The 17,185-nt window shown below is 32.0% G+C and carries 26 protein-coding genes and 3 pseudogenes; 19 read left to right on the top strand and 10 right to left on the bottom strand.

The window, feature by feature from the left end:
- Positions 1-76, top strand: a 76-nt coding sequence (locus tag ACFX4N_RS27430) for a cold-shock protein (RefSeq protein WP_377263438.1), incomplete at its 5' end; no start/stop codon positions are given.
- A 341-nt stretch (positions 77-417) separates the two neighbouring features.
- Here the strand turns inward: ACFX4N_RS27430 and ACFX4N_RS27425 are convergent.
- A pseudogene (locus ACFX4N_RS27425) lies at positions 418-652 on the bottom strand (cold-inducible protein YdjO-related protein).
- A gap of 256 nt (positions 653-908) precedes the next feature.
- Here ACFX4N_RS27425 and cshA point away from each other — a divergent pair.
- The 4 genes from cshA to ACFX4N_RS27405 all read left to right on the top strand — a co-directional run bounded on the left by cshA (position 909) and on the right by ACFX4N_RS27405 (position 4,479).
- On the top strand, positions 909-2,309 hold the full coding sequence (gene cshA / locus ACFX4N_RS27420) for a degradosome RNA helicase CshA (RefSeq protein ID WP_053488356.1): 1,401 nt from the start codon (positions 909-911) through the stop codon (positions 2,307-2,309).
- 535 nt (positions 2,310-2,844) lie between these two features.
- Positions 2,845-3,033: a hypothetical protein gene (locus ACFX4N_RS27415; RefSeq protein WP_053488355.1), complete on the top strand. Its 189-nt coding sequence runs from the start codon at positions 2,845-2,847 to the stop codon at positions 3,031-3,033.
- Between the two features lie 461 nt (positions 3,034-3,494).
- Positions 3,495-4,016 (top strand): hypothetical protein, encoded by a 522-nt coding sequence (locus ACFX4N_RS27410; RefSeq protein WP_098278665.1) that lies wholly within the window; start codon positions 3,495-3,497, stop codon positions 4,014-4,016.
- 265 nt (positions 4,017-4,281) lie between these two features.
- A complete protein-coding gene (locus ACFX4N_RS27405) occupies positions 4,282-4,479 on the top strand; it encodes a hypothetical protein (RefSeq protein WP_053488353.1) in 198 nt (65 codons plus the stop codon).
- A gap of 231 nt (positions 4,480-4,710) precedes the next feature.
- Here ACFX4N_RS27405 and ACFX4N_RS27400 read toward each other — a convergent pair whose 3' ends face one another.
- Together ACFX4N_RS27400 and ACFX4N_RS27395 are read right to left on the bottom strand one after the other, a co-directional pair.
- Positions 4,711-5,205, bottom strand: coding sequence for a DinB family protein (locus tag ACFX4N_RS27400; protein WP_053488352.1), 495 nt, complete (start codon positions 5,203-5,205; stop codon positions 4,711-4,713).
- Positions 5,206-5,862: 657 nt separating this feature from the next.
- On the bottom strand, positions 5,863-6,156 hold the full coding sequence (locus ACFX4N_RS27395) for a hypothetical protein (protein ID WP_377263433.1): 294 nt from the start codon (positions 6,154-6,156) through the stop codon (positions 5,863-5,865).
- 692 nt (positions 6,157-6,848) lie between these two features.
- On the opposite strand from ACFX4N_RS27395, the gene ACFX4N_RS27390 reads away from it, so the two are divergent.
- The 7 genes from ACFX4N_RS27390 (at position 6,849) to sda (ending at position 9,796) form a co-directional block, all read left to right on the top strand.
- The gene (locus ACFX4N_RS27390; protein WP_053488349.1) at positions 6,849-7,037 is read left to right on the top strand and encodes a DUF4177 domain-containing protein; all 189 of its coding nucleotides are present in this window, start codon (positions 6,849-6,851) and stop codon (positions 7,035-7,037) included.
- A 136-nt stretch (positions 7,038-7,173) separates the two neighbouring features.
- Entirely contained in the window at positions 7,174-7,554 is a 381-nt protein-coding gene (locus tag ACFX4N_RS27385) for a DoxX family protein (RefSeq protein ID WP_053488348.1), read from the top strand.
- Between the two features lie 202 nt (positions 7,555-7,756).
- Positions 7,757-8,038 carry a DNA-binding protein gene (locus tag ACFX4N_RS27380; protein WP_192101115.1) on the top strand — a complete coding sequence of 94 codons (282 nt, stop codon included), beginning with the start codon at positions 7,757-7,759 and terminating at the stop codon, positions 8,036-8,038.
- A gap of 165 nt (positions 8,039-8,203) precedes the next feature.
- Positions 8,204-8,410: a helix-turn-helix transcriptional regulator gene (locus ACFX4N_RS27375; RefSeq protein WP_060744835.1), complete on the top strand. Its 207-nt coding sequence runs from the start codon at positions 8,204-8,206 to the stop codon at positions 8,408-8,410.
- A 70-nt stretch (positions 8,411-8,480) separates the two neighbouring features.
- On the top strand, positions 8,481-8,837 hold the full coding sequence (locus ACFX4N_RS27370) for a branched-chain amino acid ABC transporter substrate-binding protein (protein WP_377263430.1): 357 nt from the start codon (positions 8,481-8,483) through the stop codon (positions 8,835-8,837).
- 116 nt (positions 8,838-8,953) lie between these two features.
- Positions 8,954-9,277: a hypothetical protein gene (locus tag ACFX4N_RS27365; protein ID WP_192101117.1), complete on the top strand. Its 324-nt coding sequence runs from the start codon at positions 8,954-8,956 to the stop codon at positions 9,275-9,277.
- A gap of 336 nt (positions 9,278-9,613) precedes the next feature.
- Positions 9,614-9,796, top strand: coding sequence for a sporulation histidine kinase inhibitor Sda (sda, locus tag ACFX4N_RS27360; protein WP_377263428.1), 183 nt, complete (start codon positions 9,614-9,616; stop codon positions 9,794-9,796).
- Positions 9,797-9,799: 3 nt separating this feature from the next.
- Here the strand turns inward: sda and ACFX4N_RS27355 are convergent, their stop codons facing one another.
- Positions 9,800-9,940 (bottom strand): hypothetical protein, encoded by a 141-nt coding sequence (locus tag ACFX4N_RS27355; RefSeq protein ID WP_156376636.1) that lies wholly within the window; start codon positions 9,938-9,940, stop codon positions 9,800-9,802.
- A gap of 396 nt (positions 9,941-10,336) precedes the next feature.
- Here ACFX4N_RS27355 and ACFX4N_RS27350 point away from each other — a divergent pair, with 396 nt between their 5' ends.
- The 5 genes and pseudogenes from ACFX4N_RS27350 to ACFX4N_RS27330 all read left to right on the top strand — a co-directional run bounded on the left by ACFX4N_RS27350 (position 10,337) and on the right by ACFX4N_RS27330 (position 12,896).
- Positions 10,337-10,549 carry a hypothetical protein gene (locus tag ACFX4N_RS27350; protein WP_377263426.1) on the top strand — a complete coding sequence of 71 codons (213 nt, stop codon included), beginning with the start codon at positions 10,337-10,339 and terminating at the stop codon, positions 10,547-10,549.
- Between the two features lie 146 nt (positions 10,550-10,695).
- Positions 10,696-11,181, top strand: a complete 486-nt coding sequence (locus ACFX4N_RS27345) for an STAS domain-containing protein (protein ID WP_377263424.1) — start codon at positions 10,696-10,698, stop codon at positions 11,179-11,181.
- 146 nt (positions 11,182-11,327) lie between these two features.
- Positions 11,328-11,480 (top strand): annotated as a pseudogene (locus ACFX4N_RS27340) (CobW C-terminal domain-containing protein); the annotation flags it as partial.
- A gap of 611 nt (positions 11,481-12,091) precedes the next feature.
- A complete protein-coding gene (locus ACFX4N_RS27335) occupies positions 12,092-12,568 on the top strand; it encodes a YrvL family regulatory protein (RefSeq protein WP_377263422.1) in 477 nt (158 codons plus the stop codon).
- A 151-nt stretch (positions 12,569-12,719) separates the two neighbouring features.
- Positions 12,720-12,896: a hypothetical protein gene (locus ACFX4N_RS27330; RefSeq protein ID WP_190238272.1), complete on the top strand. Its 177-nt coding sequence runs from the start codon at positions 12,720-12,722 to the stop codon at positions 12,894-12,896.
- A gap of 93 nt (positions 12,897-12,989) precedes the next feature.
- On the opposite strand, the gene ACFX4N_RS27325 is transcribed toward ACFX4N_RS27330, so the two are convergent.
- The 6 genes from ACFX4N_RS27325 to ACFX4N_RS27300 form a co-directional block, all read right to left on the bottom strand.
- Positions 12,990-13,262 carry a hypothetical protein gene (locus tag ACFX4N_RS27325; protein WP_116327358.1) on the bottom strand — a complete coding sequence of 91 codons (273 nt, stop codon included), beginning with the start codon at positions 13,260-13,262 and terminating at the stop codon, positions 12,990-12,992.
- Between the two features lie 192 nt (positions 13,263-13,454).
- Positions 13,455-14,006, bottom strand: coding sequence for an NADPH-dependent FMN reductase (locus tag ACFX4N_RS27320; protein WP_192101120.1), 552 nt, complete (start codon positions 14,004-14,006; stop codon positions 13,455-13,457).
- Between the two features lie 24 nt (positions 14,007-14,030).
- Positions 14,031-14,597: an RBBP9/YdeN family alpha/beta hydrolase gene (locus tag ACFX4N_RS27315; protein ID WP_192101121.1), complete on the bottom strand. Its 567-nt coding sequence runs from the start codon at positions 14,595-14,597 to the stop codon at positions 14,031-14,033.
- A gap of 158 nt (positions 14,598-14,755) precedes the next feature.
- A complete protein-coding gene (locus ACFX4N_RS27310) occupies positions 14,756-14,986 on the bottom strand; it encodes a hypothetical protein (RefSeq protein ID WP_171843306.1) in 231 nt (76 codons plus the stop codon).
- A gap of 2 nt (positions 14,987-14,988) precedes the next feature.
- Positions 14,989-15,309: a YbjQ family protein gene (locus ACFX4N_RS27305; protein ID WP_053488440.1), complete on the bottom strand. Its 321-nt coding sequence runs from the start codon at positions 15,307-15,309 to the stop codon at positions 14,989-14,991.
- 206 nt (positions 15,310-15,515) lie between these two features.
- A complete protein-coding gene (locus tag ACFX4N_RS27300) occupies positions 15,516-16,178 on the bottom strand; it encodes a sigma-70 family RNA polymerase sigma factor (protein WP_192101122.1) in 663 nt (220 codons plus the stop codon).
- A 243-nt stretch (positions 16,179-16,421) separates the two neighbouring features.
- Here ACFX4N_RS27300 and ACFX4N_RS27295 point away from each other — a divergent pair.
- Together ACFX4N_RS27295 and ACFX4N_RS27290 are read left to right on the top strand one after the other, a co-directional pair.
- Positions 16,422-16,556 (top strand): annotated as a pseudogene (locus ACFX4N_RS27295) (FbpB family small basic protein); the annotation flags it as partial.
- A 188-nt stretch (positions 16,557-16,744) separates the two neighbouring features.
- Entirely contained in the window at positions 16,745-16,957 is a 213-nt protein-coding gene (locus tag ACFX4N_RS27290; protein ID WP_034656103.1) for an alpha/beta-type small acid-soluble spore protein, read from the top strand.
- Positions 16,958-17,185 lie beyond the last annotated feature (228 nt).

Here is a 17,185-nt window from a genome sequence, read left to right as displayed (position 1 = left end):
AGGTCAAAAAGTAACGTTTGATATCGAACAAGGGCAACGTGGAGCACAAGCTGCTAACGTTCATAAAGTAGCATAATCAAAATGAGTAAAAAAGACTCCACCTGGGAGTCTTTTTTTACTTTTGATTCCACTAGCTAGAAAAAACAGGTTTTTGTTCAATAACTTAAGAAGACGTGATTTTTAAAAGGATTACTTGGAAAATAAGTTTAAAAATTGGAGAACGAACTCTGATAAAGGATCCCTATCTACTTTTAAAATCTCGGCATAATAGAAAAACGAACGGTACAAGGTTTAGACTAGTTAAAACATACACTGGAAACATAAAGAAAATAAGGTATACCAATTTGTTAAGAAGTTTAATTGTAGTTAAAAAAATCAGAAGTTTTTGGTAATTCACACAAAAATGTGGGGTATGAATTATTTTTGATGGGGATTAGGGGACTCATCTAAAAACCGTTCTCGAGCTCTCATTTTATGGACACACAAAGGACACTTTTGATGATTTTGATAAGAGAAATTTTTTTCTCATCTAACCATTACACTCTTCTGATTGACATTCCCAAATTTCTGTTCGTTCTTTAGGTAAGGGCTCTTGATTTTTCTTCCTATGGTTATAATACTTAACTACATCATCCCTCCTCCTAAATAGTATACCTTTTAAAAAAGAAATATCAGGACCCCTATCTTTCTAAATTAAACCACTTTTTATAGGTACTATAAGAAATTATAAATACACTTAGGCGTGGATAAAATAAGGCATGAATTCGCCTTGTACGGATACGTTAGAACAAGATGTTCGTTGATAGTAACATTGATTTATTAATACGCAGGGATGAAAAAGCAACAGCTCTTTTTGAAGAGTGCTTTGCTCGTTCTTGAATTTGAGTAAAAGAAGGAGCACGAAACAGTTGAAAAATTTTTCTGATTTTCACTTAAGTAAGGACATTGAAAAGGCCATTCATAACTTGGGTTTTGAAGAGGCTACGCCAATTCAGGCTGAAGCTATTCCAATAGCTATGACGGGTAAAGATCTAATTGGACAAGCTCAAACAGGGACTGGAAAGACAACAGCTTTTGGTATACCCCTTATTGAGCGAGTTGAGCTTGATGAAGAAGCGATTCAGGGAATCGTTCTAGCGCCGACGCGTGAACTGGCGATTCAAGTAGCTGAGGAATTAAATCGAATTGGGCAGGTAAAAGGAGTTAAAACGTTACCCATTTATGGGGGGCAGGACATTAATCGTCAAATCAAGGCCCTTAAGAACAGACCGCATATTATCTCGGCAACCCCTGGACGTCTTATGGACCATATGAAAAGAAGGACGATTCGTTTAAATCATATTCGTACTGCTGTTCTGGATGAAGCAGATGAGATGTTAAATATGGGCTTTATTGAAGATATCCAAACAATCCTTGGTGGGATTTCTTCTCCCCATCAAACCTTACTATTTTCAGCAACCATGTCCAAGCAAGTACAAGGTTTGGCGCAGAAATTTATGAACAATCCTGAACTCGTGAGAGTAAAAGCGAAGGAGTTAACAGTAAAGAATATTGAGCAACGTTATGTGGAAATTCCAGAGAATCGAAAGTTTGATGTTCTTTGTAATCTTGTAGATCTTCAAGCACCAGATCTTGCTATTGTGTTTGGACGAACAAAAAAACGTGTGGATGAACTTGCCGAAGGGCTAAAAAAACGTGGGTATGCAGCAGAAGGCATTCATGGAGACCTTACCCAATCAAAACGTGCCGATGTGATTCGTCAATTCAAGGAGCATACGATTGAGATTATGGTCGCAACCGACGTTGCAGCAAGAGGACTTGATATTACAGGTGTTAGTCATGTCTATAACTTTGATATTCCTCAGGATCCTGAAAGCTATGTTCATCGTATTGGTCGAACAGGACGGGCAGGTACTAAGGGATTGGCGGTTACATTTATAACCTCGAGAGAACGTAATCACTTAAAAGTGATTGAAGATGTCACAAAAACAAGAATGTCTAGACAATCACCTCCTACTTCTAGTGAAGTAATGGCAGGAAATCAGGAAGCAATTATACACCGCGTTTTGAACACCATCGACAAGAAAGAGTTCGGGGAATATAAACATGTGGCGGAAAAGTTATTAGAAGAAGTGGATTCTGTTACTTTATTGTCAGCCACTTTAAAGCTCTTAACAAAAGAATCCAATATGGCTCCTGTCCAATTAACTGAAGTGGCACCACTTCGTAATGAAAAGGCAAAAACGGAGCATAAGAGAAGTAGAGGCAGAAAAGAAACAGTATGGCGTGAAAAAAAGTATAGAAAATAATCCCTTACTGTTTTATGACTATGTACTTCATTATTAGGTATTGAGGTTTATCACACCGTAAGGTGTCAAAATACAACTATCCCTTCGTGAACCAACTACCGAAGAAAGGTTGCTTACTTTTTTAACACATATACCAGAAAACCTATACGAATTGATGTAAGCCTTTCTCAGCTCCATTATAAGAATCACACGGCAACTTTAATTGTTAATCCTTATGATTGTGGAGAACTAAAAAAATATCAGGCAAAAGAACTGGGTAAAAATAAAGAATCTTAGGAGATTTTAATTATGTCTTAAGATAAATTTTATTATTTCTGATACGAGAGAGGATGAGGGCTATGAGCGTAAAACTATTTACTAATGGAGAAATAGTAAACATAAGAGTATCGAATGAATTAGTGACAATCTTAAAAAGTCATTATGTAAAAAACATGAAAAGATACTCTTATACGGTCAATAAATATCCAAGTACTTTTTTCTTTGAAGAAGAATTAATGAAACAAGAATAATAAGTAGATAAAGAGGTGCTACACCTATGCTTAAATTTAAAGTTATTTTTGAATTTATAAATGGCAGGACAAAGGAATTAAAATTTGAAGCCACATCAAAGAAAGAAGTCATTAGTCATATAACAAAATATGAAAGATTCATTTCGAATGAAAAAGAGCTAGTGCACATCAATTTAAATAATGTGGTACAGTTTATGGTTACAGAAGAAAAATAAGAATAATAAAGATAGGCATCTATTAATTGGGGTGCTTTTTATTTTGATAGAAATACTGATTTAAGAAATAAGCAACACTATAAGGTTTAGAGCTTTTTGATTCCATGACGTGTCATCAGTGGCAAGCACTTACGAAAAGCAGGTGATTTTTTTATAGGTGGTAGCTCTAAATCTGATATTATTAAGATGGAGAATGAGGACGTTTTAAAACAAGAAATTTCAAGCCATGAAGGTTGGTTTGAATTTAAAGAAATATTAACCAGTAAAAGAACTACAAAAGTGTCTGGGAGATTAGAGACATTGACTTATTTCTCAATTAGAGAATATCGAAAACCAACGGTAGGAAGATTTAATTAAATAATCTTTTAAGGATACTGATCCATCAGTTTCCTTTTTTATTTTGAGAAAACAGGGAATCTTTTAAGACTCGTCGTATTAATATAGATAAAGAGGTGGTTGAATTGAAACAATTAATTATCAATAATGTTGAATTTAACATTGAAAATTTCGAAGAAAAAACAATTACACATTCCACTACAGGTGAGCAGCTAAAAAGGATTGGTTTTGCATTTTCGGTTATAGGAAAAAAAGATTATAACTTATATGACTTATTTTTCGAGAGCCCCGATTTTGAACTTACTATTGTTGATACAAATGAGAAACTTAAAATGAAAAATATTTCACACAGTACTTTTTATCAAGCAGCAGAGATATCCGATGACACAAAAGTCGTATTTAGAATTAAGTTACAACAAGAACCAGCCAAAGAAAAAGAACTTACAAAAGATCAGAAGTTGATGGTTAATGCCGTAGATGAGGTTGTTTTATCTAGAGTAAGATTTAAAGCGTTAGAAGAAATACTAGAAGAAAAAGGATTAATCAAAGGTGATGAATTATTTGATAGGATTGAAAAAGTAGCTAAAAGAGACTTTGACACGTTAAAGAAAGAACTACTTTATGGTAAAGAAGAAATAAATACGTAAAAGCACCCCTGTTTTATCAAGGTACTTATTTATTTTTCCATAAAGAGCCTTTTCGTGTATTATTTCCGAGAACAGTCGTTATGTTAAGTAAATGATAAAGTAAATAGTAAAATCATTAATTTTACTATTTACTTTAAGTGTAGACAAAGGAGAATTTTTCACATCAGAACTCCTATGCTTAGTAGGCGGCTAATATCCATCTGTTTTAAAGATTTTTTGTCCTTTAGTGTCGAACATAGCAAGTCATGGGGAAGGGGCTGTTAATATGAATCTAAAAGATCAATTTGATAAAAACGAAAAAAGACTAACAATTACTAGAGAATTAATGGAGAATGCTAAGCAAAGAATCAAGTTATCTTCAGAGTTAGAGAAAGAATTGAATAATTTAGAACTTCAAAGAAGAATGAGGCAATTAGAATTCGAAAGTAAGGTACTAAAACAGCAAGAAAAAGAACTAGGTTAATTACTCTAGGACTTGGGTTCCGTAAAGAGACATTATGTAAACATAACATAATGTCTCTTTACGGAACTAAGCAAGCAAACGAGCCCTTGATGCATAAGGGCTCGCCTAAATTTATCATTTATACATCGTTGATTTATTAACATTTCGAGCTTTTGCTAAATAATACGTTCTACATAAGAAAGGAGAACTTTATGCTCCATTTCATTCAGAGACATCAATTATCGACTTCGATTAATCCTCTTCACCACTATTTTCTTTCCAACTTTTTTGTAGTTTCCGAATATAAATGATTTGACCAATGTGATATGCGTTATGAGTAGTTAAATTTCCAAGTACCTCCCACCACTTCACATGTGCAGAAAAACCATTTACATCTCTTTCGACTTTTTCCTCAGTTAATAACTCTTGCCATTGTAACAGTACTTCTAATAGTCGATCTTTTAAATGATCAAATGTTTGATTTTCGGCAATTATAAAGCTTTTATTATTATTTCCTATAGAAGGTACTGCATTGACATGAGACTTTTGATACCTAGTTTGCCATGTTTCATTCCAGTAAAGTAGATGTTGCACAACCTCAGCTATACTATTACTATCCTTGTTAGGCTTCCAAAAAGCTTCTTCTTCTGACAAGTTTTCAATTGAAGCTGAAAATGGCTGGTACCAGCTAGGGTCATTAGCATTTGCTAACAGCTGATCGGCTAAAACATCCTTCGCGTGAAACATGATTTCCATCCCCTTTATAAAAAATTCCCGATCTATTCACAAGAAAAATCAAAATTATGTAAAGATGCCTTGTTGAAAATGTCATAAATCTATTTTCTTTCCACTGACATACATTCTCTTATATATAGTTATTTTCCTTTTTCATTCAACCACTCCCCTTCATTTGTTTAACAAATAAAAACTATATATTTTTACATTAGAAGAAAATATTTTTGTTTATTTAAAGGGATTTTTGGTTCCTGTAACTGTGATTATGTTAAATAAGAGTGTATATAATATACACTAATTTTTTGAAGGATATACTAATATAGACAGTGTGCATGGAGCTTTCATACAGTTAATTCCTATAGATTATAGAAGGGAAGAATATGGAGAAGAAAAAAGAAACAAACGTGTTAAAGGATGTGGCTAAGTCTTTTGCATTAGGTTTACTGGGAAGAGATTCCTAGTTCAATTTCACAAGTGGTAGTGTATAATGAGACTACCTTGTAACAAATTCTTTTTTATCACACAGATGCTCCTGGCAGAGCGTCTTTTTTATTTATCCCTACATGAGAGCAACCGAAAGCTAAGTCGTTATAAGTCACAAGTGTGACTGTGGTGTTGGAATCGAAGCGTTAGGATCTCCCATTAAACTGTGAGCAATAAGACCGCCTTTTACACATTTACCGCACTTTCAACCTTCACCGACTTCAAACCCTCAAAGATACCTTCTTTTATGCTTTCTACATGTTTTTTCAACTCATCTAGACTAATTGCATCACTCCTCTTGATTTCTTTCTCTATGAGAGCGTTAAAAGCTCCATCAAGAGTGGTGTAATAACCGATTTGCTTGAAACCCCCTTCCGTTGTTACATTGCCTCGCTTATCCTTTTTGAGATACTTTTTATTTAAGATGATGTTAAGTGCATCCGATGTGATTTTATAATTTTGACCAACCATGATTTCCATTGTTATCTCTCCCTCAACAGCCTTTTTTTTGGCTTTAGCGATTTAATTAGTTCTTTTCTAAATGAGCTACCGCAATAATATTTTTTCACAGCGTACAATTTGAATATTTTATATTAATAGACTAATAAGACAATCTTTTAGTTTTCTTGCAACTATTCCATATATTCGTATATAATGTAATATTTAGTACATAGCACAAGGAGTAACATAATGAATAGACGAACTAAGAATAAACGATCATTTGGATGTCTTGTAAGTTTCATAGTTTTATATATTATAGTGGGTTTAATATACATTACAATCACCAACTTATAACAAAGGGTTTGTCGAAACCTTTTGTCTTCTAACAGTCTCTTGTATTGAAATTTTTTCCTCATACTTATTATCAAAAGGTCCCCTTCCCCTCCCTTAATAGCTTATTTTTCTTCTTCAACTTAGATATTTCACCTTTTAAGTACGATATTTCTTTATTCGAATCTCCTAATGGTTTCTTTACGGATATATTTAATGACTCGAACAACGGCTTTAACTTTGGAACACTAACTGTTTGTTGATGGTCAAATACTTTTTGAAACTCAGCCTGTGCTTCCCTGTACTTCACGGTTATCCTCCAATTAAAAGGAGTCAAATTCATCATCCTTTGAAACTTTTTCCAATTTTAACCGTAGTTATTAGAAAAGGGGGTCTAGAATATGAAAGAATATCGTTTTGAAAAAATTGAACTAAAATCCTTCTCGCGTGATCCTAAAGAGGATTATCACGAGATTATTCATGAGGCTGCAAAGGATGGATGGGAATTAGTTCAAATATTCGCTCCTGGCACTGCTTCGTATGGTACTGCCGCATATTTTGAAATCATTTTTTCTAGAGAAATGGATTAAATTGATGGGAAGGGACTAATTGAATCTGTCCCTTCCTTCCTTATTTAAATAAAAAACGTCTGCAACATACATACAAATCATCTAGCATATATTTTCAAAGAAACTTTAACAAAGAATATTATAGGAGGTGTTTGTTATGAAGTGGTTTACAAGAATTATCCAGGGACTATTAGTTATTGACTTTTTATTATCTGGAATTATGAAATTAACAGGTAATAATACGGTGGTACAGGAATTTACAAAGGTCTACAATTTTTCGCTAGGATTTATGTATACTATTGGTATTCTTGAAGTCTTGGGTGCACTTGGACTATTTATTGGTTATTGGAAGCCAAAACTTGCAGTAGCTGCTTCTGGAGGATTAGGGCTAATCATGATAGGTGCGATATTCACTCTTTTTAATGCAGGACAAGGATTAATGGCTCTAATGCCTTTAGTAGTTCTTATTTTAAGCATTATTGTATTTATAAGAAATCAAGCAATTTTAAAACAGAAATCAATAATTAAAGAAGGATAAGTGATTATACAAATAGATATTTAAACATTCTTGGTTTTCAAACTCACATATATCAAAAGCCCTTAGAATCATTAATTCTAAGGGCTTTTGGTTCTTATAATAAGTTTTATGTTAACTAGAAACGAATAAAATATACAAACTATCCTTCTATTGATTTTATGATAAAATAGTTTTTATGGAAATGTTTAGGGGGTATTTTGTTGTGGAAATAGATACTTTTTGGATTGCGGTAGGATTAGCTGCCCTCGGTTATTTTATAGGTGATGGTTTAAAGAATTTTAGTAAACCTCAAAAAAAATCAAGTTATCCTTATCTGATTAAAGAAAAAGATCTACATTATCATTTTAATTTAAGTAAGGGTGAAATTGAAGAATTGTTGGATAAATATCCTGATGCTCCTAAAATAGAGCTTAAAGGGACTACATATTATCCTTATCAACAATTCATCGATTGGTTGTCTTCTAACAACATTTATAAGAGGTAAAAGAGAGGAAGTATTTAGTCTTTGAGAAACTAGATGCTTCCTCTTTATTAATTATGTATTTTGAGAAACTACATTATGTCAATGTGATTCACAAATTATGTAACATATATATTGAAAAATGCAATATATATGTTACAATAAAATTATGGAAGGAATTGGTGTATATTGAAAAACAATGTAAAAATATTTCGTGTACAGGCTGATTTGACCCAGCATCAATTGGCTGAAAAGGTTGGAGTTACTCGTCAAACAATAAGTTTAATTGAAAAAGGAAAATACAATCCTACCTTAAAATTGTGCTTAGAGATTTGTTATGTAGTCAACAGAACTTTAGATGAAATTTTTTGGATAGACCAGGAGGAGATTAAATGAAGTTAATAAGAGATAAAGGCTCGTTATTAAAAATTTAAAGAATATTCGAATCGCTTTTGCTTTCCAAACCTTGGCTATGGTAGGAATTTTAATATATGAAGGAATTACTAGAGGCTTTAATAATGTTACCGATAACCCTTTGTGGTTAGTTTTAATACTGACTAGTATTATATTAGGATATTTGAATTTAGGTATTTCTGTTGATTCATATGAAAGTGGGAAACAACTTAGAAAAACACCTTACTATTTAATAGTTATAGGTTGTTTGACTATAGGAATTATTTTCGGCCTTCTAACAAAGATAACGTCTAATAGCAGTGTTCAAGATAGTACAATAATTGGACTAGTTATATTTTTATGTTTTTTAGGAACTTTTTCATTTGGGCATTTTCTAATAAAAAAACGTTCCAAAGATGAAGACGAATAAGTTTTGCGAAAAATCCCTAGAACCACCCTTACGTGAACTAGAAACATATATACATAGTGATTAAAATCAATATTATTGATAAAATGGAAAAATGAAGGTAATAGTGGAGGTTTAATATGTATATATGGAGTAATAGTGAGGGAACCATAAGTCTTTTATTTTCAAGGCCAGTATTTATATTTTTCATTGTTGTATTGGCTGCTTTGTTTATCACAATTTTAATGCAAAATAATAAGCAATTAGTTACTGGCTTGCACGTAATCACTATAGTAATCATTAGTTTATTAATTTCAGGCTTAATCCTTTTCTTAGAAGGAATAATTGTAGATGATCTTAATTTATCAGGAGATACTATTTCGTCTTATATGTTTTTAATAATAGTGTCTTTATGTGTTATTAATTCAGTAACGTATTCTTTCAAAAATAAAAAACTTCAATAAAGGTAAAAAGAAGTCGCATTTAGAGGGCTTCTTTTTTATTTGCTACCTAGAACTCACATTATGGTAACTAATTTTACTTTGTATATATTAGATTTAATAACTTTATTTATTTTAAATAGGAAAGCAAAATATATATTGTGTTTAACGATGTCGTTTTATGTCGTTTTACGTAGGATGAATATAGAATAAATACCAATCCTATAATTTTATTGCAAAAAAATTCACTCCATATTCTAGGTTAGAGACTACCTTTGTTAATTATTAATCACTACAATTTATCTTATTTTTTTGAATTTATCGCGTTGTTATTTATTAATATTAAATTCATTTTATTATATGTTTAAGCATGGTTTTAAAGAAACAGAAGGGGAAGATATGAAAAAAATAACTGATCAACTATTGATAGAATCGTATTTTAAAGCAATTGAATTAGACTTAGATAAAGATTTTATTCTCGTTCTAGAAGAGGAATTAAAGAGAAGAGGCCTATCCCTTATCGTTCGAAAAGATAGGCATTGATAATTAATGTACTCTTGGAAGAGCAATTCTTTGCTCTTCTTTTGTAATCCAAACTAATAATTCTTGTTCCTTATTAGTCAGTTCTCTGGATAAGACTTGTTCAAATTGTAAAACTAATTCTCTAAAACGTTGACTATTATACATATATTAAAGCTCCTTGTTGGTTTTTTAATTATAGAATATAATGAAAATTCTTTTTTGTAAAACTGTCCATTTATAGGAAAAACAATTGGTTTCTAGCTGAATAAACCAACAAAGGTTCTGGTGCGAAAACGTTGCTTTTCCATACCGATCACACACTTTTTATAGAATAATAGTATCAGTATATTCAAACTTTAGAGGTTGCTTACAAGTGAATCGAAGTTTTTTCCTCTGAACCCGATATTTTAATTAACATCAATAAACATCCAGGTCATCTGGTAAGCATTTGTTTTATTGATGAAGGGAGGGATTCCAAATGAACGTATTCCACATTTAAGAAAACCTTTTTATAGTATTGAAGAACAAGGAACGAAGACATACTACAGGGGGCAAGAGTAGATGAAGGAAGAATTGCAATATATAGGTGAGAAAATTGTTAAGAATAATGATAAATTAGCTAAAAGCCTTTCTGAACTTATGTATATAGAATATAACCAAAAGCTGCATCAATATGGTATAGAAGAATACCATATTATGGAGTGGGCAATGAAATTAATTCAGTATATAGGAGAGTCCTTACTTAAAGATCAAAAAACTGTTACCAAAAAATAACAAATTTAGCTACATATATAGGGAAAATTATCGCTGAAAATGGAATTTCATTAAAGCATGCTATCAAATCAATCTCTTTTGTCCGTCACGTTATATGGAATGTCTTCACGGAGGAACTAGAACAGAATCGACTTTCTGCTATAACTATGCTTTCCGTTAGTAAAATTATTGATCCTTTTCTAGATGAAATTAGTTACATCTTTAGTCAAATTTATGAAGTCCAGAATAAAAAGAAAATAGATATTGCTTATACAGCATTAGAAGAATTATCAGTTCCCATTGTACCGATTACGCCAGGAGTAGCTGTTATGCCAATTATTGGAGAGATTGATACTCACCGTTCTACCTTAATTATGCAAACAGGCTTGGACAAAAGCGCTCATATGGAACTGAGCCATTTAATCTTGGATATTTCAGGTGTTCAAATTGTAGACACAATGATTGTAAATAATCTTTTTAATCTTGTTCAAGCATTAAGACTACTTGGTATAGAAACAATCCTAACAGGAATACGTCCAGAAATTGCTCAAACAAGTGTAAGGTTAGGCATTGATTTTAGAAAAATTAATACGAAAGCTACCCTAGAACAAGCATTAGAAGGGATAGGGTTTAGAAGAGTAATGAATAAATAGAATCCATCCTAAAATAGTAGTTTGAAAGGTATAAAACTTTTCTCTGTAGATAAATATGTATACAATATATACATTTAGGTTTTGGTGTAAAAACTATCCTTTAGACACATAGAAATCCAGCTTCCTTTAAGTTGCGAGCTTATGAAGCTAAAGGCATTGCATGGTACGCTAACAGAAATAATTTAGCACTTTTAATATCTCAGGCTGGGCCATCAGTAAGTATTGATCCTATTTCTTACTGGGTTGCATCCTTACCAGCAAATCAACAAGAGAAAATCATTAAACGAAATTCACATTTATAGGCTGAATTTCGTTTAATATTGAAGCAAGTCTAAAGATTTATTTACTTGGAATCTGCAACAGAAGTAATAGAAAATATCTGGCATAACTTTTTATTTATAAAATTTTTAAAGGTTCGGTTACACAGCAATCTAGAAAAAGCAGGTTAACAAATGTTAACCTGCTTTTTCTACTCTTACTTATTGATTATTACAATATACGTAAGTGTCATCTGGTTTTTCTTCACGTTTTACTTTTGTTACAATTTAAAGGCTGCAAAGAACCTTGATAAAAGGGCTTTTGAGCATGCTATTTCTGATGATTAGTAATAAAAAGCTCTTAAATTTAAAGGCTTTTTTACTGCCGAGAAGAGTGTTTATGTTAACTAAGGGTGTATATACATATTAATTATATCATTTAAAGAGATTCATTCACTAAAAACCATTTTTTGTATATAATTGGATAAAAGGAGGTTTTTTATGACTTATAATAAGAATAAATTAAAACTAGTAGGGGCTACTTTATTTGGAGCTGGAATTGGAGCCATCTTAGGAATACTAGCTTATACGCACAATTGGCTAGGATAAATACATTGAAGAAAAATTAGCAGCAAGGGATGTGAATGTTTACCTTGAAAGCAAAGAAAACTGGCTCCTCTCACAATATATCCAATTTTTTTGCTAAAGCATTTACTGTTATTTTTATAACTTTAATTGTTATTATTACTATTTCATTAATGCTAGGAGCATTTGTGTTTGGATTTATTGGTTTATTTAAAATATTTGGGGTACAATACGACTCATTTCTATCTCTATTAATATTCCTATTACTGTTTTTTATTATTGGATTTATAGTTGATTTACTATCCATATTTCTTATTAATACATTTTCTCAACAAATTAGAAATTCTAAAAGAAAATTTCTCGTGAGACTGGTCATTGATTGTAGCTTTTCTTGGTTTGCTATACATACTGCTGATGAATTAATTAGAAGCATTACTCTTCCCTCTATAACTGAGCTTATAGCTGTGTTTCTCCTCTTTTTGTTAGAAGTGGTAATGGATATGAATAGCAAAGGAGAACGTAATAAGAGCTCACTGGTTCCTTGAAGTCTTTGGGGTTCTAGTGCAAAGATTACTTCAACCTAAAAGAACACCTTTCATAAATATAGTTATAAGGAAAAAAGGTAATGTATAGTATGTTTTATATTTCATAACACTGGCTCCAATTGTTTGTTCCATATTCAAGGGAGGGATGTTAATGAAAAATATATCGAAACATCATGATGTCCAACGAAAATACAGAGAAAAGATACAAAACAAACAAGAATTAAACACATATGTCAGAGGTTGGTTCTTGTTCATTTTATTTGCTGTACTTCTCATTGTATGGAGTTATTTTTTTGGCGGAACGTTTATGCCTTATCGAACAATGTAGGAAAATGAACGTTAATATTTTTATAGCATTATAAATTAAATTTATAAAAAGCAGAACACCACATTTGATGTTCTGCTTTTTATGCCTTAGTAATCATATCTTCAACTTTTTATTTAAGAGCAGTAAGAACTTTGCTTGTGCTTTCTCATTACGGATTATTCTTTTAACACGAAAATTACTTTGTAAGTAAGCTCTGACTTCTCTATTTCCAATAAGTAGTAAATAGTATTGGTTATTCTCGTAAATCTTTTTAAACCATTCTTGCTGTCTTAGTAACGTAATATTACTGTCAATTTTCCTTGTATCTAAAACATCCGTGCTGAATCCTAATCCACCTGAAAGGAGATCAGATATAAAGTCCATCATCAATACATCTCACCTTATTTTATACTTATAATCTATTATAACTTTATTTAGCTATTATTTATATTTTATCAGGATTCCTATAACGCTGATTATGTAAATTCACTTCTAATAAATTACACCTAATAAAAAAGAAGCCTTGTGGATATAGACAAAGGCTTCTCATATTTATAGACACAATGAGGAATAATCTAGCTAGTTAAACTTGATAGTTGAAATGAGAGAATTCAATACCGATTTTAACTGTTCACTTGTTGTAGAATCTAAGATTTCGATTTTATTATTGATTTTGGTTCCTACAGCACCAATTCGTAAAGTGCTTTCTTTTGGGATTTTCGCTTCAATCATCTCTAATGTAAGTAAAATGGACTCGTGAGCTTTTTCTCCACCTGAGCTATGTGAAGAAGCACTAATAACAGCTACTGGTTTATCCACAAATTCTCCCGAAGATACAATCCAATCAAGAGCATTTTTTAGGGACCCTGGGACTCCCCTAGCATATTCTGGCGTACATATTATTACACCATCGGCTAATTTCAGTTGGTTACGTAAGTTCTTAACAGGATCAGGAGGACTATCAGTATCTATTTCAGGGTTGAAATGAGGAAGGTGTGCCAACCCTTCGTAAAATTCAAAATCAGTATTGTCAGGTCTTAGCTTAGAAATAGCATACAAAACATTTGTATTAGAAGAATTTCTACGCAAACTTCCTGAAATAGCCAGTACCTTTATTCTGTTTTTATTCATGGTATTATCCTGCTTCCTCATTATTTATACAGTTTTCGTCATATTATTTAAAATATCATAAACCAATTTAAAAGTAATGAACCCATCATCTTCTAGAAAATGACCACCCTTTTCAAGAGGATAAAATGATGTATCCAATTGTTTTGATAAATTTTCACTTAATTGAAAAGGAACAATATAGTCATCTTTCGCAGCAATAACAGCACGTGAATTAGCTACAGAAATTATTTTTTGATAATCCACTTCTTTAACTGTAAAAGGATCTAGTGAAGGTAAAGATGATAGTCGTTCAGAAAAGCCAGAAACAAGAATAAATCCTCCAAACCCTGGTAACGGATCTAATTGTTCTAGGTAGTTCAATAGTGTAATGGATCCTAAGCTATGTGCTACAAAATAAGTGTTGTCATCTAAATTCTTTATTTTATTAGCTAATGTTCCCAACCATTCTTCTTTCTTGGGATCAGACGAATTTGGCATGTGAAGAACCGAAACTTGATGATCATCTGCCATTAATTTTTCTTTTAACCATGGGAACCAATGACTAGCTGGTGAAGCTCCGTATCCATGGATAATATATACTTGTTTTCCCATTGCTACTCTCCCCTTTTTTTATAGATGTAAAAACAGTATATTACTAATCCAAACCTACATGATAGGACAAACACTCGAATAAGCAGTTAGTAGGTTTTTTTGAAAGAAGATTCTTTTTTGGTGCTGATAACTGTGATTATGTAAAGTAGAAATAGAGTTCATTTTTCTTCCTTATAAAACCGGTCTCCCGTATGATGATTGTAGTATACACGCAATTTTTTGTTTGTCGTTGGATCAACTGTAACTTCATCTGTGCGGATAAATCCATTCGGTACATCCTGGCCATGTCGATTTCGAAAGCGTTTATCCCAAATAAGCCATGATAATATAGCTAAAATCAAGATACCAACACTCATCACTACATAATAAATAATCATTAAATTCACCATTTTTACATCTCTTCTACAATAACTGCAGTTCCATATGCCACGATTTCACTCATGTTGTTGCCGATTTCACCGGAATCAAAGCGCATCATAATTATTGCATTGGCACCCATCATTTGGGCATTTTTCACCATACGGTCTAACGCATGCTTCCTTGCATCCTCAAGCATTTCTGTATATTGACTAATTTCGCCACCAATGAGTCCCTTTAATCCTGCAAGAATATCATTACCAATCCCTCTTGCTCTTACAGTTAATCCAAATACAGGACCCTTTACTTCTACTGTTTTATAGTTTGGAACATTTTCTGTTGTAACAATAATCATTAACCATTCCTCCTATTATTTAAGATATTTATAATATGTACAAGTTTCATTTATTTGCATAAAATTAGCCTTCTGTTAGCCTACTCAATAGGATCTTTATAATAAATAAAAAGAACAAGTAAAAGAAAAAAATATCTACGTACTAGATATTTTCCACCTTTAGATATCATTACTTGTAGTAACTTCATGCTTTTATTCTATGTTTGTCAGGATGATTCCTGTAAATAAAGGTATTTCATTTGATGCCTCATCTTTTTCTTAATTCGGCAAAGTGCATTATCCACTGCTTTGTGAGGAATGTCTAGGTTTTTAGAGATTTGGATATAGGTTTGACCCTTCATATATAGGGCAAACACTTCTTTTTCGATTGCTGATAACATTTCTTGCAAGATGTATTCTCTCTCTTTTTTATTCTCGCTTTCTATAGCCGCCTTTTCCGGGCTTACTGCGTAAGGATGAGGAAGTATCTCCATAAGGGTTATATCATCTTCTGCTCGTTTTGAATTTCTAGATGTGTTTAAAGAAAAAGCATTATTTAAAGGTGAATGCTTTTGACGATTCCCTGCCTTTATAGCTGTAATAAGTTGACGTGTAATGCATAGTTCTGCAAAGCCTCTAAATGAACTCTTCCCTTCTATTCTAAAATCTCGCACAGCTTTATATAATCCTAACTTTGCCTCCTGTAAGAGATCCTCTCGATCTCCTCCTAATAGGAAATATACTTTTACCTTCGAACCGACTAAATATTCATATTTCTTTACTAGTAAGTTGAAAGCAACCTCGTCGCCCAATTGAAACGCTTGAACAATCTCTTCATCACTTAAAATTTTCTTTTCTTCTCTTGGTTTTACGTCAGCTAATATGTTCATTTGCGTTCCTCCTCTTCTCTTATGCTTTCTGTGTACTTTATATTATAAAAAAGAGAAGGTATAAAAAATGTCGAAAAAGCCATGAGTAAAAAGAATATTTAGATAGAAAGAAGAGAGTCATTACACAAAATCTCATATGTTGCTTTATTTTATATATTCGTTATAATTACATCTGACTTAGAAACAAATATATAAAAGAGAGAAGTGCCTTTATGCGAAAGTTAAAAACCCCGATTTCAAAATCTCATTAATGAAAATAAAAATAAGATCCAACAAGACAAAAGGTTAATGGATCAAATTGATGAACGTATTGACTATCGTCATGAGCATGCTATAAAACAAAGGGACACAAAAATAAAGAATAAAAGCCACTTGTAATTGCACAACTTCAATTATTAATTTTTGTCTAACGATTGAGGAGAAGTTCACGGGCAAATAGTCGTTTTTGTGCTTTCTATAAAAATTTATGAACTAGACGACTTTTTAAAAGTAATTTCTAATCTTATGAATAAACACCCCTTCTTTTACACATTTTAACTTTATAAAATGTAAAGGAGCTGGATAAAATGGCAAACAATAAAAATAGCAACACAAATGAACTGTTAGTATATGGCGCTCAGCAAGCAATTGACCAGATGAAATATGAGATCGCTAGTGAGTTTGGCGTTAACCTTGGTCCTGATACAACTGCACGTGCAAATGGATCAGTAGGTGGAGAGATTACAAAACGTCTTGTGCAAATGGCGGAACAACAACTTGGTGGCAAAAACATCCGATAATGTCATTCTTCTAACTAAATGTGTATACAAAGGAGAAATGGGTTTCCATTTCTTCTTTTCTTATTCAAAGGTTCTTTCTAATAAAAGACATTATGACAACTGGAAATATATGAAGTATAAAGCCTAAAATAGAGAAAACTATGGAATTTTTTTGACGATGGTTTTATATCAGTTTTAAAAAAGGGGCATTAAAAAATAAAACTAATGCAAATATAGCAAAATTACTAG

The organism is Priestia sp. YIM B13551 (assembly GCF_042787905.1).
In the GTDB taxonomy this organism is placed as follows: Bacteria; Bacillota; Bacilli; order Bacillales; family Bacillaceae_H; genus Priestia.
This window is presented reverse-complemented; position numbering and strand designations above follow the sequence as displayed.

Coding starts and splice junctions, on each gene's coding strand:
- ACFX4N_RS27415 (WP_053488355.1), top strand. CDS start 2,845: ATGCTTAAATTTAAAGTTATTTTTGAATTTATAAATGGCAGGACAAAG.
- ACFX4N_RS27405 (WP_053488353.1), top strand. CDS start 4,282: ATGAATCTAAAAGATCAATTTGATAAAAACGAAAAAAGACTAACAATT.
- ACFX4N_RS27400 (WP_053488352.1), bottom strand. CDS start 5,205: ATGTTTCACGCGAAGGATGTTTTAGCCGATCAGCTGTTAGCAAATGCT.
- ACFX4N_RS27395 (WP_377263433.1), bottom strand. CDS start 6,156: ATGGAAATCATGGTTGGTCAAAATTATAAAATCACATCGGATGCACTT.
- ACFX4N_RS27390 (WP_053488349.1), top strand. CDS start 6,849: ATGAAAGAATATCGTTTTGAAAAAATTGAACTAAAATCCTTCTCGCGT.
- ACFX4N_RS27385 (WP_053488348.1), top strand. CDS start 7,174: ATGAAGTGGTTTACAAGAATTATCCAGGGACTATTAGTTATTGACTTT.
- ACFX4N_RS27365 (WP_192101117.1), top strand. CDS start 8,954: ATGTATATATGGAGTAATAGTGAGGGAACCATAAGTCTTTTATTTTCA.
- sda (WP_377263428.1), top strand. CDS start 9,614: ATGTTTAAGCATGGTTTTAAAGAAACAGAAGGGGAAGATATGAAAAAA.
- ACFX4N_RS27355 (WP_156376636.1), bottom strand. CDS start 9,940: ATGTATAATAGTCAACGTTTTAGAGAATTAGTTTTACAATTTGAACAA.
- ACFX4N_RS27350 (WP_377263426.1), top strand. CDS start 10,337: ATGAAGGAAGAATTGCAATATATAGGTGAGAAAATTGTTAAGAATAAT.
- ACFX4N_RS27345 (WP_377263424.1), top strand. CDS start 10,696: ATGCTTTCCGTTAGTAAAATTATTGATCCTTTTCTAGATGAAATTAGT.
- ACFX4N_RS27330 (WP_190238272.1), top strand. CDS start 12,720: ATGAAAAATATATCGAAACATCATGATGTCCAACGAAAATACAGAGAA.
- ACFX4N_RS27325 (WP_116327358.1), bottom strand. CDS start 13,262: ATGATGGACTTTATATCTGATCTCCTTTCAGGTGGATTAGGATTCAGC.
- ACFX4N_RS27320 (WP_192101120.1), bottom strand. CDS start 14,006: ATGAATAAAAACAGAATAAAGGTACTGGCTATTTCAGGAAGTTTGCGT.
- ACFX4N_RS27315 (WP_192101121.1), bottom strand. CDS start 14,597: ATGGGAAAACAAGTATATATTATCCATGGATACGGAGCTTCACCAGCT.
- ACFX4N_RS27310 (WP_171843306.1), bottom strand. CDS start 14,986: ATGGTGAATTTAATGATTATTTATTATGTAGTGATGAGTGTTGGTATC.
- ACFX4N_RS27305 (WP_053488440.1), bottom strand. CDS start 15,309: ATGATTATTGTTACAACAGAAAATGTTCCAAACTATAAAACAGTAGAA.
- ACFX4N_RS27300 (WP_192101122.1), bottom strand. CDS start 16,178: ATGAACATATTAGCTGACGTAAAACCAAGAGAAGAAAAGAAAATTTTA.
- ACFX4N_RS27290 (WP_034656103.1), top strand. CDS start 16,745: ATGGCAAACAATAAAAATAGCAACACAAATGAACTGTTAGTATATGGC.